We start from the raw sequence: 16,742 nt of genomic DNA on the forward strand, positions 1-16,742 counted from the left end.
CTATCAACACAATGAAGCGTAGTTGTTATTTAAAAATGTCTTGAGTAACAATGCTTCAATTTGGTGAACAGCTAGAGGTGGAGAAAACAAGTAGCCTTGACCAAATTCACATCCAAGTTCCTGTAACCATTGCAGCTGTTGTTGTGTTTCAATACCTTCTGCCAGAACTGCTAAACCAAGTTGATTGCTGAGTGTGATGATAGTTTTTACCAGTTGATAATTTCGACTCCCTTCTTGCATTTGATTAATAAAAGAACGGTCTATTTTCAAAGTGTCAGCGGGTAAGCGATGCAGATAATTGAGTGACGAATAGCCAGTACCAAAATCATCAATACTAATTTGAATTCCTAATTTTTTTAACTGCTCTAATACAATGAGCATCTCAGTAATATTATCAATTAGCATACTCTCGGTAATTTCTAAAGTTAGATATTGACCATCTAAACCTGTATCAGTGAGAATGCGTTCTACGTCTTTCACTAAAGTAGGTTTATGAAGGTCTTGAACTGATAGATTAACACTAACCTTGAGTGGGAATTGAGCGCCAAAATGAGTTTGCCAGGTTGCCATCTGCTGACAGGCAGTGTGGAGTATCCAGTTATCTAGAGGAATAATTAGTCCTGTTTCTTCCGCTATGGGAATAAATTCTCCAGGCGGAACAAATCCCCAAATCGGGTGTTGCCAGCGAGCTAGTGCTTCAAACCCAATTAGATGGTTAGTGTTAATATCAAAAATAGGTTGATAGTAAATGATAAAATCTTTGCGTTCTAGAGCTTTACGGAGTTCATTTTCTAAATTGAGTCTGATCAGTGCTTGAGTGTGCATCTGAGCATCAAATATTTTATAACAGCTTTTGCCTTGAGCCTTGGCTTGATACATGGCAATATCTGAATCTCGCAGCAAATCGGAGGCTTGATGATAATTTTTTTTGCCTAAAACAATACCGATGCTTGTGGTAATAAAAACTTCATATCCGTGGAGCATTAATGGGTTTTTAAACTCTGCTAATATCCGCTCAGAAACACCAATTGCTTCTTCAATTCCAGCGATATTTTCCAGCAAAATTACAAATTCATCACCACCTAAGCGAGCCGCTAAATCCATTGCCCGAATTTTAGATTTTAGTTTTTGAGCAATAATATTTAGTAGTTGATCGCCTGCTAAATGTCCTAAGCTGTCATTGATAACTTTGAACCGATCCAGATCGAGAAACAAAACTGCGAAATGATAGTTTTCGATTCGCTTGGCGCGGTTAATGGCTAATTCCAGCCGTTCCATCAGCAGGTTACGGTTAGGTAAGTTAGTCAGAGCATCATGCAGGGCGTTGTAAATTAGCTGTTCTTCTGCATATTTGCGATCGCTGATATCAGTAATTGTGCCAACATAACCTGTAATTTTTTCTGCTAAATCATACTCCGCAACAGCTTGGCCAAATACCCAAGACACTCTACCATCAAGGTGTTGAAATCGATATTCTAGCTGGAAAGGACGATTTTCTTGAACAGCAGAATACCACTCGGTAGCAACTTTTTCGCGATCATCGTGGTGAAGTCCTTGAACCCATCCTGTGTCAGCGGCTTCTTTGGGAGTTAGTCCGCTAATCTTGCACCAGCGTTCATTGACGTAAAGACAGTTTCCTTGAGCATCGGTGCGGAAAATCCCGACTGGTGCAGCGGCTGCTAAAGAAATATAGCGTTGTTCGCTTTCCCTTAGATGTGCTTCGGTGCGATGTCGTTCTGCTAATTCTATTTGCAGCTGTTGGTAAGCAGTGGCTTGTTGGATAGCGATCGCCAGCTGAGTAGAAAGCTGTTGGATGAGAGCAATTTCTTCCGCTTCCCACTGTCGAGGAGTTTCGCTTTCCACGACGTTCAGTAGTCCCCATAAATTATTGCCTTCGATAATTGGCATCAAAATTTTTGCCCGAGTTTGCAATGTTTCTAGTAGCTGGCGATGGCAATCACTCATCGGTGTCGTGTAGATATCACAGACAACTCGCGTCTGTTCTTTGCGATCGCCTGTTGCGCAATCCGGTGCATAGCAAGAATCATAAATTCGTTTACCTAAGAAAGAAACATAACCATTTGCTACCGATTCTGCCACTACAACTAGGCTCCAGTCTGGTTGAAACTGCCAGATGGCTGCGCGATCGCAGTTTAAAAGCGATCGCACTTCACCAACTGTTGTGGCAAGAATATCCTGTAGGTTCAGCGAAGAACGGATTTGACTAGCAATGGTAGCAATTAATTGTTCTCGCTCTGCTTTTACCTTGAGTATAGCTGTACGCTCTTGAACTTGCTGTTCTAATTCGGCGTTACGATTTTGCAGCAGTTCTAGTTTCTCCGCTTCTAACCGAGACACCCGATTTTCTAATACTTCGACTAAGTAACTTAACTCCACAGGGTTGAGTACTTTCAAAATACTAGTCTGAGTCACAATCCCTAATAACTCTCCTTGGTTTCCTACTACCACTATCCGTTTAACTAAGTATTGCTGCATTATTTGTTGCACAATCAACAGAGATTCCTGAGGACTGACTGAGAAAACTGGGGTACTCATCACGTCTTGCGCTTGCAGAACTTCAAAATCCAGTTCTAATGCGTGAAATTGCACAATATCTCGCTCGGTGACAATGCCAATTGGTATTGGTAAAGAGTCTCGCTCTTGGACAAGTACCACCGAACTTACCTGATTTTCTGCCATCAGACGAGTAATAGCTAGCATCGACACATTAGGAGCAGCATAAATTACTTGCGAAGACATCACATCTCTAACCAGCCGTAGTTGCAATAAGTCTATGGGACGTGATAATTGTCGCAAGCTTTCATGGGTTAGTAGTCCCACAATTTGGTTTTGCTCATTGAGCAGAGGTAAGTGGCGGATGTGATATTGCTGAAGCAGATTAACTGCAAAGAAAAGATTGGTAAATGCAGATTGCTGCAAAGAAATGACTGCTTGTGTCATCACCTCAGCGATTTTCAGGTTTTCTAGCGATCGCTTCTGACAACTGAGGCGAACCACGTCCCTTTCCGTAAAAATACCTAATAATTGATGGTTCTCTACTATCAATACACAGCTTGATCGCGCTTCTAGGTGTAAAGCGGCAATTTCCGTATCTGTATCTCTTGAAGACGAACACATTGCACGAATACCACTCATCTGGGCGATCGCTTCGCTCACAGATGTATCTGGCGAAACTATCAGCGGGTTGCGAACAATTGCTGACTCCAGATCAGCTTCTGTCAAAGCAGAGGAAGATATGAACATTCGTGCAATAGTATTAATTGTTTCTTAAGCTCTCACTTTTATCATGCCCATTGCACCTCATACTTCAAACAGTATATTTGCATATTTGCCAAATTTTTAATGGTTAATGGCCAATCGACTTTGGACTATTGGCTTTGGATAGTTGACAGTCAGCCGCAGGTGCAATCTCAGAAGCCAAAATCAGGGCGCTCTTGCCGTTGACGAAGGCAGCCGCAATGACCATTTTCATGCTTCGGGGTTCATTGAGACTGCCTTGATCGCTCCACCCCTGAGATTAAAGCAATCACGAGTAAACATATTGAACCTCGCATGACTAGAAGTCACGCGATTCCTGCTTCAATGATCTAAGCCTGAATGACTTCAGGACTTACAAGTTCTCCACAGGCGTTTAGAGCCTCCGGGATACCCACGGCGGCTACGCAATCGGTGCTTTATTTTGAGGAACCCGTCCACCGCACTGGCTCATTAATCTCAATCCTTCACCCAATATGTTCAAAGCTGCATTATTGTCTCTCAAATTGTCACTACTACAATTAGGACAAGACCATTCACGCAGCTTTAAATCTTTGAGCAATGGGTTAATGAAACCACAATGATTACACGTTTGAGATGAGGGATAAAATGTCCCAACTTTCTGCACCATTCTGTCATGCCACAAAGCTTTATATTCCAGCATGGCAACGAACTTAGACCAACTAGCGTCCGAAATGCTCAAAGCTAGTTTGTGATTTTTAACCATGTTGGCAACTCGCAAATCTTCGATACAGATAATGCTGTTTTCTTTGATTAAGCGAGTTGAAAGTTTGTGCAGAAAATCGTCTCTGAGATTAGTAATTCTTTCGTAGGTACGAGCCAGCTTGATTTTCGCTTTGACTCGATTACTACTACCTTTTACACTACGGGATAGCTTTTTATGTGCTTTACGTAACTTCCTTTTTTGAGTTCTGTAATATTTTGGATTATCTACAACTTCCCCATCGCTAGTAACGAGATAAGATTTTATGCCTAAGTCTAGCCCAATATTTTGAGTGACCCGGGGGTGTTTCTCTATCTCTGTTTCACATAAAATACTAGCAATATATTTACCTGATGTAGTGCGAGTTACAGTAACGTTTATCAGCTTTCCAGTAATTGACTGAGACTTGTAAAACTTCACCCATCCTAGCTTTGGAAGCTTTAAACGATTCTCTATTACTTGAATGTTGCCGTTAGTAAAATTAGTTTTGTAAGACTGCTTGCACCCATACTTCTTTTTAAATTTAGGAAAACCTACACTCTTTTTGCCTTCGACTTTTTTTAAGTCAGCGAAAAAGTTTTTGTACGCTGTCTCTAAATTCTTGAGTGAGTTCTGTAGAGCAAACTTATCTACCTCTTTGAGCCATTCAATCTCTTTTTTAAGTAAAGTTAAGTGCTGACTACAAGCGTTATAGTTTAACGCTTTTTTCTCAGTGCTATATAAATTTTTTCTCAGTGCTAAAAAGCGGTTGTACACAAACCTTGCACAGCCAATAGTCTTGTTAATTAAGACTTCTTGATTGTGTGTGGGAATTAGTGTAACTTTAAACGCTTTCTGGACGTATGACACAAATTCTTAAATGTCTGTACTTGCAATACTATCTTAACACAAAAGTATGCTCAATATTGAGATCATAACTCATGACTATAAGTCATGAGTATGCGGCTTGAAGGCATCAAATCCCCGACTTCCTAAAAGTTGTCGGGGATCTCGTAGCCCATGATAATTAATGCGATCAACTACTAGTCCAAGATATCAAGTTCAAATAGTTTCGCTGGCAAATGAAATCAATATTGAACAATAATCTTTAACTGTGTCAGCCCAAATACAAAGAACAGCTCTCTTTGGAGTTAATGACAGCGAATATTAGGGCTGAGAATTATACCCCAGCTTTTTATGTCTTGGCAATGTCAAACAAATTCCGCCAGATAACACGGCGCTAGTAACACAAGCAATTAGGATAACTTGGACAACATCACTCCAATTAGTAAGCATTTTTTCTACCTCATTGTTTGAGAAGGATTTTGAGTTGGCGTTTTCTGTGCGTGTCCATAATTACTCTTTTTTTTGGAATTGGCAAGTGTTTATATCTGGGTTTTTTGAAAAATATCATTGTGAAAAAAGCACAGTATAAATACCGTATAAATCCGGTTTACAAAAATTTTTTGCCTTATGTAATACCAATTGTCTAAACGATTCCCAGATGTTAGACAAAAAATTCCTCAATCCAAAATTTAAAATTTGGTTTACCGAATTTTAATCTTCGCTATTTTTCACACACAGAGGAATTGTAATTCCTTCTCGCACTAAAGCATTTGTAAACTTCTTGCGGAGAATCCGCTGTATTTCCAGATGCTTACCTGGCTTAACTTTCGTCACCGTTCTTAGCAATAAATTAGATTCTCCCAGGCTCTCTACTCCATCCACTTGCGTGGCTTCAAGGACATCAGGATAATTTGCTTTTAACTGTTCTCCTACCTCCTCAATTACTTGATAAACCTGAACTAAGTTGGAGTCATAAGGAATACTAAGTTCTACAACTGCAAAAATATATTGTTTAGAGTAGTTTGCAATTGAACCAATATCGCCATTACGAATAATCTGTAATTGACCATTAGGATGTCTAATACGAGTCGTGCGCAGTTCAATAGCTTCTACAACCCCCTCTACAACTTTCTCTTCCTCTTTCCCAGCTTGGATATAATCACCGACTAGGTAATAGTTTTCAAATAGAATAAAAAAACCGCAGACTATATCATTAACTAATGTTTGCGCTCCAAAACCTACAGCTATACCGAGAATTCCTGCACCAGCGAGTATGGGAGTCGGATTGATGTTGAGAGTATAAAGGATTGAGATGACAGCACCAAAGTAAACTAAATATTGTAAAAAACTCCGAATCAGAGGTACAAGGGTGAGCCGTCTACTTGTCTGAATATCATTTAAATTTCCGTCTTTGAATACTATCTCTTCAACCAATAAACAAAACACCTCAAACAAGACACGACTGATGAAAATAATGCCGATTATCTGCACAGTTCGCGGCCCATAAACTGCAATATAAGCGATGAATTTGACTTGCTGAATCACTAATGTCGCCACGCAGACATAAATAACAAATTCCACACACCGTTTCAAAAAGGGAATAAGATGTCGTAGGCGATCGTAAAATCTCAGCAGGTTGTCAGGACTGGAGTATCTTAAACTGAGAGCATCTAAGCTATCAATAATTGCCGTGATAGCTTTAGGTATCAGTAACCCGACGGCAACGATCAGATAAATTCGCAGTAGGATGTACAAATACTCAGTTATCACTACTGGAACTTTGAGAAACTTGCTAGACAAAATAATCGCCCATAGCCAGACTCCACTGGTAATGATGTTATTTAAGTTGACAAAGAACGTATCGATACTTTCATCGTCGGCGGTATTTTGTTCAAAGTTCTTAGCGCGAATATTAGCTACATTGAGCCAATAGCGTAAAAATTTAAGAACAATCCCTGCTAAAAATAAAATACCAATGCTTTGCGCAACACCAATTCCTAAAGTTACCCAAAATCCTAAGGGAATACTCTTAATTAAAGATAGTGTGTATTGTTGAAGGTTTTCACCTCGATAAATTAAATAACCATTAGCGCCGACAATAGCAATGCACAATACCAAACAAATAAGTAACAAAATACCTGTAATATTCCGCCGCAGAGTTTTGATAGTTCTGCCTTCATTTTTAAGTACAGAGTTTTTCAAAATCAGCTTAAAGACCTTGTTATGAATCCAATTTACTAACAAAAAAACGAATATTACAAGCGTGGCTTCAGCAAAGATAATTAATAAATCCATATTTTGTATATGAAAATCAATATTTTGAATGATAAGATTTTACTAAATTAAATACTTTCTGAGAATTTTCAGGGTTTCGTTAGCTGTTGGCATTGTATTTTTAGAATACTACCCAGACGAAGATAGTACAAGGACAGATAAGACAGTTAAGCGAATCATCTAGAAGACGAGTTAAAACAGTTATCGCTATTTTTTACTCTCGAAAAATCACAATACTAACCCTACTAACAACCTCAGACAGCATCTGATTTGTGTCATCGCATTCCTGCTTTATCATTTAACATTCTTAATTGCGAAAGTAAGTCGGTAATTGCACCAAACTATATTACGCAATGTAAACATGCTTGAAACCCTTACCAAGGATGCCACTTGCTTCAAGCCTCTTAAGCCGTCCAACACAGGGCTGCACCAATGACAAACCTCTCTTATCAAAGACGCACTCGCGTTCGCGAGCTGTCTTTAATTGCGCCGACCTACTTACAAAAAAATAAGATTTTAAGATAATTCTCTGCCGCTACCAAAAGTCGGATTATTTTTTATGATAAGAGTTTCTTAGCTATATCAGTAATTTCAATAATCAAATCAAATTGCCATATAGCAATCTTAAATAATTCATGAACAACAAGATCCCAGACTTCTTCTAGACAACTTCTGCGGGGCTTACCCTTCGCGCTTAAGCGTTCTGATTCCTCAGGGAGAGGGTGAGCGCTTTCTTTCTTCGGGTACGATAGAAATCGGGGATCTTAAACCCAATGATTTTTACAAATCAAATAGAATTGCTAGATGTAGATTTCTGAATTCCATACTCAAATTTTTGCATCTATCTATAGGCAGATCAGTTAATTTCGATACTTTAATATTATGATACTAGCTTGATTCTAATTTACGCTTAAGAAGCAGCAACTTGCTTTTTGTTACCCTAAAGCGTATATTATAGTGTAGCTTAAGTTACTATAATCCTTAATAGTTAACAAATTATCTTTGTCAACTATTAAGGGTTTTATGTCAATCTTTGATAGTCACTCAAAGCTAACTTAAATCTAAATTAAGCTATTAAAGCAGGGGTTTCATAAAAAATAAATAGTTTCAAATTTGAATGATAGCTGAAGGTTAATATTTTATGAAATAAAGATAATATCTGGCTCTGAATTTACGCTGTTTAGCTTATTTGGCAACAACACTCATGGATAAATTTAATTTGCTTAAGTCAAGTCAATTTTTAGCGAATCCTTGTATTGGTTGCTAATTTTTGCTAATGTTAACTTAAAAAACGTTAAATTTATAACGCTTACCGTTAATTGCAATAAATTGTGTTCCTCTAATGCTCGAAAAAATTGGAGAATTAATCCTCTAATTAGTAGATTTTGTGTCAACAAGAAACTGTTAGTACACAACCTATGGAATTAAAACAAAATAGAACAAAGAGAAAAAGAGGAGTTATCTTAACTCCTCAAGGACTAAAACAATTACAAGAGGCGATTACATCCTGCGAGATAGCGGAAAATCAAGGTGAGCGCTTAACTTTAGAGCAACTATCGCACAGGATCAATATTTCGCCTAAAACTCTGAGCCGATTGTGGTCTTTAAGTAAAGGTGTAGATCAAAAAACTCTCAAATTATGTTTTAATGCCTTTAATTTAGAATTACAAGATGAAGATTATATCTTTTTGCAAGAGGAAAATGAAACAGAAATATTAGACTTTTTTGAGGAGAATTCACCAATATCAAAAAAAATTCCTTTGTCATATCCTAATGGTCCTGTAGCACTGGATTCTCCCTTATATATTGAACGTCCGCCTATCGAAGAACAGGTTTATCAAGAAGTTACTCAACCTGGTTGTGTAATTCGGATTCGCTCCCCTAGACAGATGGGGAAAACCTCTTTAGTCCTGCGTTTGTTAGCTTTTGCCAAAACACAAGGGTATCGTACTCTGAAGATAAAATGCGACCAACTTGATGAAAACTATTTAAGCGACTTAAATAAGTTGTTACGTTGTCTTTGTCGGCAAATAGCTACAGAATTGGGAACAGATCCCAATATAGATGACAAATGGGATGATGAGATTGGTTGTAAATTGAGTTGTAGCTTATACATCCAAAACTATCTACTAAAGCAGAGTCACAGCCCGATAGTTTTAGTGTTGAGTGAAGTTGACCGCTTTTTTGAGTATCCTCACATTGGGCGGGAGTTTTTTGCTTTATTGCGTTCTTGGTGCGATGAAGCACGGCAAAATCACCATTGGCAAAAATTGAGGTTAGTAGTAGTTTACTCTACAGAACAGTATATTTCTTTAGATATTAATCGTTCGCCATTTAATATTGGACTACCTATTCGTCTGAAGGAATTTACCCAGGAACAAGTAGAAGAATTAGCTAGGCGATACGGCCTTTACTGGACTACGAGAAAAGAATCTAGCCAGTTGATGTCTCTCGTAGGAGGTCATCCCGCACTGATTCAACTAGCTTTGTTTTATGTTTACTCTCAACCCATGACTTTAAAAGAGTTGATAGCCGAAGCGATCGCCAACGGTGGCATTTACCGTTATCATTTATGGCTACATTGGGTAAACCTGCAAGCCAATCCTGCTCTGCTCCAGATTTATACTGAGCTAGTAGCAGCAAAACAAGGTATAGTTCTTGATCCTGCGGATGCTTACAAACTGGAAAGTTTAGGATTAATTCACTTTGAAGGCGATCGCATCCTACCGCGTTGCGAACTCTACCGCACTTATTTTGCCAAGCAACTATCTAAAATGGTTTAACCAAATCTATCCGCTAGGGTATTTGTCATCCGGAAATTTCTTTGATTGTGAAATCATATTGGCCTTCGCAGATGTTTAGTCCGGAATTCTCGGAGTAAAAATTTATCTGAGAATAGTCTTACTTAAGTAGGGCGACGCACTAAAACTACGGGCATAAATCGTTATTTATGATTTCTTACAAAGTCTGATCTAAAGAAGCCCTGGATCAGACTTTGCGCTTTGTTACTTGTCATTTGTCATTTCCCAGAAGGAGCAGATAACTCTTAACAGGGAACGGGGGATAATGCGTGAATTTTGAATTGTTTATCCCCCTTGGCTTCCTCTGTCCTAGTTCCCCTTGTCTCACTTGTCTCCCTTATCTTTATATTCCCAGTCACAACCAAATAAATATCAACTTAAGTTACTATTTAAGTTACCTATAAGTCACAGGCTTTATCTTTGTAAATTGAGAAATTTTTTCAGAAAAATTGCTGTTTACTCATCTCATTATCATCGGATTTTTTATATTAAAATGCAAGGACAGTTAAGACATTTAAGCTAAAAATCAAATGGACATTTAAGACATTTAAGACATTTAAGACATTTAAGACATTTAAGACATTTAAGACATTTAAGACATTTAAGATTTAAGACAGTTAAAACACTTAAGTGAAAAATTATGTAAATAATATACTAGTTGCTGCAACTGACAATAATTGAACAATATTTAACGATAAGTGAATGTTTGTCTACACATCAAACTTTGCGGGGAAATATATATCCTAGATTGCATCGCCACAAATTTTGCACAAATTATCTAGTATGAAGTTAATATAAGAATTTGATATCAAATATCTGATATGAAATACCAAGTTGGTGGTAGTATACCTAGTGATGATCCGAGCTACGTTATTCGTCAAGCGGACGCACAACTTTATACGAGCTTAAAAGCAGGCGATTTTTGTTACGTCTTTAATTCTCGCCAAATGGGTAAATCATCGCTGTTGCATCGCACAAAAGAGCGTTTGATGCAAGAAGGTAATAGCTGCATTTATATAGATGTAACACGCTTGGGTAGTGAAGATACAAAGACCGAACAATGGTATAAAGGAATTATTATCTGTCTTTTTTACGGCTTAAATTTAGCGGAAAAAGTTAATTTTAAAGAGTGGTGGGAGTTGCAAACAGGACTTTCACCTGTACAGAAGCTAAATCAGTTTGTCGAAGAGGTATTACTTACCTGTGAACAAAGTGAGCGAATCGTTATTTTTATTGATGAAATTGATAGTTTATTGAGTTTGAGTTTTTCGGTTAGTGACTTTTTTGCTTGGATTCGTCATTGCTATAACCAACGCGCCCACGACCCAAAATTTCAACGTTTAGGATTTGCAGTGTTTGGGGTAGCCAGTCCATCTGACTTAATTGCTGATAAACGCCGCACACCTTTCAACATTGGCACAGCAATTGAGTTATACGGGTTTAAACTAGAGGAAGCTACCCCATTACTCCCAGGTTTAGAATCAGTAGTTAGCCAACCTCAAATAATACTACAGAAGATTATGGACTGGACTGCTGGACAACCTTTTCTGACGCAAAAAATTTGTCAGTTAGTTGTGCAGACCGCCAGAGAAACACCGCAGAAAAAAATTGATTTACCGCCAGCTACAGAAGGGTATTGGATCGAGCAACTGGTAAAAAAGCAGATTATTCAACAGTGGAAAGCCAAGGACGATCCAGAACACCTGCGCACAATTCGCGATCGCCTCCTGTACAACGAACAACGCGCCGGGAGGTTGTTAGGTATTTATCAGCAGGTGTTACAAGCTGAAGCTGGTAAACCTCTTGTAGCGATCGATGATAGTCGAGAACAAAAAGAACTATTGTTATCTGGGTTAGTTGAAAAAAACAACGGCTATCTCAAAATTAAAAATCCCATCTATCGCCATGTTTTCAATTCTGAATGGGTGGAAAGACAATTAGACAACCTGCGTCCTTACTCGCAAATCTTCAATGGTTGGGTAGCATCAAATTATCAAGATGAGTCACGATTACTGCGGGGAAAGGCTTTAAAAGATGCTCAAAATTGGTCGCTGGGTAAAAGTTTAAGTGATTTGGATTATAAATTTTTTGCTGCTAGTCAAGAATACGAAAAGCGCGAAATTCAAACAGCATTAGAAGCAGCACGAGCCAAAGAAATAGAAGCACGACTAGCACAAGAGAAAAAAAGTGCTAAAGTGCAAAGATTGTTGCTAATTGGCATGTGTATTAAGTTGTTCATTTCTATAGGTTTGGGATGCGGAATTTACATTTTGTATCGCCAATCCCAGAAAAGCGAAACTCAAGCCAAAACTAGCGAAATTCAAGCCTTGGTATCGGCTTCTGAAGGCATGTTCGCCTCAAATCGTAGATTAGATGCCCTGATACAAGCAATTAAAGCTAAACAGAAACTACAACAACTAGAAAAACCAAACATCAATATTGAGCGTCAGGTAAACAATGTATTACAACAAGCTGTTTATGGGGCAGATGAATACAATCGATTTTCTGGTCATACAGCAGCTGTGATGTCAGTAGATATTAGTCCTGATAGTTCTTTAATTGCTTCCGCCAGTATAGATAAAACCATCACGATTTGGCAGCGTGATGGTACAGCCGTAGCAACTCTCAAAGGTCATCAGGGAGCAATTAGATGTGTTAAATTTAGTCCGGACGGTCAAACACTAGCCTCGGCGAGTGAGGATGGTACTATTAAACTGTGGAAACAAGAAAGTACAGACGGCCAGTGGCACATTTATAAAACATTCAAAGGTCACACTGCTTCCGTTTGGGGAGTCGCCTTTAGTCCTGATGGTCAATTTTTAGCCTCTACTGGTTGGGATAGAACGGTAAGATTTTGGCAGCAAGATGGTAAACTGCTAAAAACATTTGCAGGTTACAAAGGATTTTGGGGAGTAGCTTTTAGTCCCGATGGTCAAACTGTTGCGGCGGCAAATCTAGATGGGACTGTAAAACTTTGGCAACGAGACAACACAGGCTGGCAAAACCCCAAAATTCTACAAATTCTCCAAGGACATAAAGCTTGGGTTGAGGGAGTCGCTTTTAGTCCTGACGGTCAAACCATTGCTTCTGCGAGTGAAGATAAAACAGTGAAACTGTGGCGGCGAGACAGTAAATATGGTAGCTATCGACTGGATAAAACTTTGCAAGGTCATACTGCTGGGATTGCAGGAGTCGCCTTTAGTCCTGATGGTCAGACTATTGTCTCTGCCAGTCTCGACAAAACTATGAAACTTTGGAACATTGATGGTACGGAATTGAGAACGCTCAGAGGACATAGTGCTTCTGTTTGGGGAGTAAGTTTCAGTCCTGATGGCAGCTTTATTGCTTCGGCGGGTGCAGAAAATCTTGTCAGACTCTGGAAAAGTCAAAATCCATTCCATAACAGTGTAATTGCCCACAATGCGGGGATTTGGTCAATAGCTATTACCGCTGACAGTTCCACCATTGGCACAGCCAGTCACGAAAATGTTGCCAAATTGTGGAGTCCTCAAGGTAAATTGCTCAAAACTTTGACTGAAACAAGTGTCATGTTCGATGTTTCATTCAGTGAAGATGGCAAGTTAGTGGCTCTTGCTGCCTACGATGATACAGTAAAAATCAAGCGGCGAGACGGTACTAATGTTGCTAGTCGCAAAGATACCCACGGTATCATCACAGGAGCGAAATTGAGTCCCGATGGTCAAGCGATCGCCATTGCTAATGTTGACAAAATGGCTCAATTATGGTCATTAAAAAATCCGGCATTGCAGTTTCTCAAAGGACATCAGGCAGAAGTCTGGCAAGTAGTCTTTAGTCCCGATGGTAAAATGGTGGCGAGCGCCAGTGCTGATGGTACTGCCAAGGTGTGGACACTAGACGGGAAGTTGCGCTCAACCCTCGTCGGACATGAGGCGGCTGTGTGGATAGTTGGCTTTAGTCCCGACAGTAAAATGGTAGCTACTGGCAGCGGTGACAATACCATGAAGTTGTGGACGGTGGATGGTAAGTTATTGCAAACTTTCATTGGTCACACAGGTGCAATTTGGGGAGTAGGGTTTAGTCCCGATGGCAAAATCATTGCTTCTGGTAGTGTGGATGCTACCATCAAACTTTGGAAGCTGGATGGTACGGAAATAACCACCCTTAGAGGTCATACTGCGGCTATTCGCAAAATTGCTATCAGCCGCGACGGCACTTTTCTGGCCTCAGGGGGTGATGATAACACACTGATGATCTGGAATTTACCGCGTATTCTCAACTTAAATCCACTTCCTGATGCTTGCACTATTGTCCAGGACTATTTGAAAACTAACACCACAGTGGAAAAAGGCGATCACTCTTTATGCCAATTCCATAACAAAGCAAAAGCATCGAGTTAGGGACTTCCAACTAAAAAAATATTCCATTACTGTGATACCAGGGGAGCAGGCAGATCTTAGCAGGCGGGAGGAACAGTCGTGTTGAGTCTAGAAATTGGAATAATTTATTTTTTGGAGTTCCCTTAACTACCTACACTCACCCGTTAGCCCGTTAGAGGAGTGTCGGCTTCTGATTTCATTGAATGTGGTCGCCATCCCCTTCAGGTTACTTGGTCTTACACCTCCTCCATCAGCAGTGACTGGGTTCCCGCCGCCATTGTTCAATATGCGAATGCTCACCTTTAGTCTCAAGTCCAGGTGCATGGTTTCCCAAAAGCCACACAATTGGCGTGGAAACAAACTCCCTGCCTATCAGCCACTCCTTCACCTATTGCCTTCTTGACAAATGACAAATTACAAAACTCCAATTATGACCTAAAAAACTTTACTAACTCTTCTCAAATGTACTCACTTAAGTATATATAATAATTGAGTAGATTTCTTTTTAATAAGAAGTCAAATTATGCGTAATGTTAATTTTTTTATATACAAAACAAGACATAATTAAATGTTTTTAATTACATAATATCATCTATCATTTTTTTCACTAAATACAAACAATGTTATATTCACACACTTTTAATTAAAGCACTTGATATTTATATGGTTCGTATTCTGCTAGTAGATGAGCAAAAACGCCTTAGAAAATACTTGCACGCTCTATTAGATCCAGATTGTGATTTAGAGGTAATCGCCACGATTCAAAAAGGTAAGAGTGCGATTGAGCAAGTAGCTAGTTTACAGCCTGATATAGTCCTAATAGACATAGATACACTTGGCATAGATGGGGTGCAAGCCACCAAGACAATCTGTCAGCGATTTCCGCAGATCAAAGTTCTCGTGTTGAGCAGTAACGATCGAGATGAATATATCCATCAAGCCTTGGATGCAGGGGCGATAGGCTATCTGATCAAAAATGTATGTGCTGAGGAATTACGAGAGACAATTCGCTTTTTTTGTCAAGATTCTATTAAGTTGGAACATAAACTTCCACAACAATCTAATCTAAAAATTCCAGTATCAACTTCAGTATCTGCAAACTCGGTCTTTAAAGAATCTGGCTTGAAAATTCCTGTAGTAGAGAAAGAACTTAACTTATCTGCTAATTCATCACAGTTCCAGTCATTCAGAAAGTTCATACCGCCTCCTAGCAATCAAAAAGAAATGACTAGTCTATCAAATCAACCATCCCCTAAACAAATTAGCTGGTATCAATTACTCACATTACTCATGATTGCTGTTGGTTGTACCACTGGTATTTATCTTCTTCGCCAGGCACTGAGGAAGCCGCTGCCATCATTGAACTACATACAACAACAGTCAACACTGATGGGCACAGAATTTAGCGGTAAAGTTAAGCCAGCTAAAATAGTGAAAATAGCTGCATCTATCCCTTCAGTAGTTGAAAAAATTAATGTGCAAATTGGCGATAAAGTTAATCTGGATCAACCCCTCATAGTTCTCAAAAACCCTGAGAGTGACAGAGAAATTGAACAAATTTTGCAGCAACGCCAAAATCTCCTACAACAAGAACAAGCAGTACTTCAACAACAGCAAACTGCTAAACAAAAAGTTTTAATCTGGGAGCAGAAAATTACCGACATTAATCGTCAGGAAACGCCACTAGCTGCGAAAATAGCTGATGCAGATTTGGAGTTATCTTTAACTCAGAGTGAAGCTGATAAACTACCTTTACCCCAAAGACAGGATTCAGTGGAAAGAACTAAAGCAATTTACGAAAGAGCTGAATCAAGAGTACGCCGATTTGCACAACTTTATCAACAGGGTGCGATCGCCCAAGATCAATTGGAGCAAGCACAAGCAGATCTCAAAGTTGCTAAAGCAGATTATCAAGTAGCTGAAACTGCTGCTGCTACCGCAAACAATCTAGAACTTGCCAAAAAACAAAAGTCTCAGTTACAACGTCAGGTATCCTTAGAACAACAAAAACTCAAGCGCCAAGAACTAGAGCAACAGTTACAAAATTTGCGCTTAGAGTCTCAACAAGCAACTGAACGATTAAAATTAATCCGTGAACAATCAACTCAGCTTTTCCAGCGTCAGATGCCATCGGGAAATACTATAGTGAAGGCGACAAGTGCGGGAGTAGTAGTGCAAGTACCAGTGAAAATCGGCGATCAAATCTTCACTGGTAACCCCCTGCTAGAATTAGCCCAACTCAAGTCCCTCAACGTTGAAGTATTGGTTAATGCTCGGCTAATTAACGCTCTGCGTCAAGGTCAAAAAGCCACCATTAAAGTAGGTATAGGAAAAACTGCTCAGAAGTTTGAGGGAAAAATCGTCACGATTAATCCCATACCCTCTGAGAACATGAATCACACTGTTGAGATCCAGTTTGAAAATCCTGATGATGCTTTACTAGTGGGGCAAATGGCAGCTATCCAGTTTTTACCAGATTAATTT

General features: G+C 39.2%; 7 protein-coding genes. 3 read left to right on the top strand and 4 right to left on the bottom strand.

The window, feature by feature from the left end; all coding sequences use genetic code 11:
• Nucleotides 1-3: 3 nt before the first annotated feature.
• The 4 genes from AACU32_RS21900 to AACU32_RS21915 all read right to left on the bottom strand — a co-directional run bounded on the left by AACU32_RS21900 (nt 4) and on the right by AACU32_RS21915 (nt 7,120).
• Entirely contained in the window at nt 4-3,264 is a 3,261-nt protein-coding gene (locus AACU32_RS21900) for an EAL domain-containing protein (protein ID WP_096603215.1), read from the bottom strand.
• 415 nt (nt 3,265-3,679) lie between these two features.
• Nucleotides 3,680-4,849, bottom strand: coding sequence for an IS200/IS605 family element RNA-guided endonuclease TnpB (tnpB, locus tag AACU32_RS21905; protein WP_339378159.1), 1,170 nt, complete (start codon nt 4,847-4,849; stop codon nt 3,680-3,682).
• A 297-nt stretch (nt 4,850-5,146) separates the two neighbouring features.
• Nucleotides 5,147-5,275, bottom strand: a complete 129-nt coding sequence (locus tag AACU32_RS21910; protein ID WP_339378160.1) for a hypothetical protein — start codon at nt 5,273-5,275, stop codon at nt 5,147-5,149.
• Between the two features lie 261 nt (nt 5,276-5,536).
• The gene (locus AACU32_RS21915; RefSeq protein ID WP_096603216.1) at nt 5,537-7,120 is read right to left on the bottom strand and encodes a mechanosensitive ion channel family protein; all 1,584 of its coding nucleotides are present in this window, start codon (nt 7,118-7,120) and stop codon (nt 5,537-5,539) included.
• 1,397 nt (nt 7,121-8,517) lie between these two features.
• Between AACU32_RS21915 and AACU32_RS21920 the strand changes: the two genes are divergently transcribed.
• The 3 genes from AACU32_RS21920 to AACU32_RS21930 all read left to right on the top strand — a co-directional run bounded on the left by AACU32_RS21920 (nt 8,518) and on the right by AACU32_RS21930 (nt 16,739).
• Complete coding sequence (locus AACU32_RS21920) at nt 8,518-9,882, top strand: AAA-like domain-containing protein (protein ID WP_096608115.1); 1,365 nt, start codon at nt 8,518-8,520, stop codon at nt 9,880-9,882.
• 839 nt (nt 9,883-10,721) lie between these two features.
• Nucleotides 10,722-14,279 carry an AAA-like domain-containing protein gene (locus AACU32_RS21925; RefSeq protein ID WP_096603218.1) on the top strand — a complete coding sequence of 1,186 codons (3,558 nt, stop codon included), beginning with the start codon at nt 10,722-10,724 and terminating at the stop codon, nt 14,277-14,279.
• A gap of 642 nt (nt 14,280-14,921) precedes the next feature.
• Nucleotides 14,922-16,739, top strand: a complete 1,818-nt coding sequence (locus AACU32_RS21930; protein ID WP_096603219.1) for a response regulator — start codon at nt 14,922-14,924, stop codon at nt 16,737-16,739.
• Nucleotides 16,740-16,742: the final 3 nt, after the last annotated feature.

It is taken from the genome of Calothrix sp. NIES-2100, from assembly GCF_963875285.1.
Classification (GTDB): domain Bacteria; phylum Cyanobacteriota; class Cyanobacteriia; order Cyanobacteriales; family Nostocaceae; genus Aulosira.

Excerpts from the sequence above, each read along its gene's own strand:
- AACU32_RS21900 (WP_096603215.1), bottom strand. The coding sequence starts at position 3,264 with ATGTTCATATCTTCCTCTGCTTTGACAGAAGCTGATCTGGAGTCAGCA.
- AACU32_RS21910 (WP_339378160.1), bottom strand. The coding sequence starts at position 5,275 with ATGCTTACTAATTGGAGTGATGTTGTCCAAGTTATCCTAATTGCTTGT.
- AACU32_RS21915 (WP_096603216.1), bottom strand. The coding sequence starts at position 7,120 with ATGGATTTATTAATTATCTTTGCTGAAGCCACGCTTGTAATATTCGTT.
- AACU32_RS21920 (WP_096608115.1), top strand. The coding sequence starts at position 8,518 with ATGGAATTAAAACAAAATAGAACAAAGAGAAAAAGAGGAGTTATCTTA.
- AACU32_RS21925 (WP_096603218.1), top strand. The coding sequence starts at position 10,722 with ATGAAATACCAAGTTGGTGGTAGTATACCTAGTGATGATCCGAGCTAC.
- AACU32_RS21930 (WP_096603219.1), top strand. The coding sequence starts at position 14,922 with ATGGTTCGTATTCTGCTAGTAGATGAGCAAAAACGCCTTAGAAAATAC.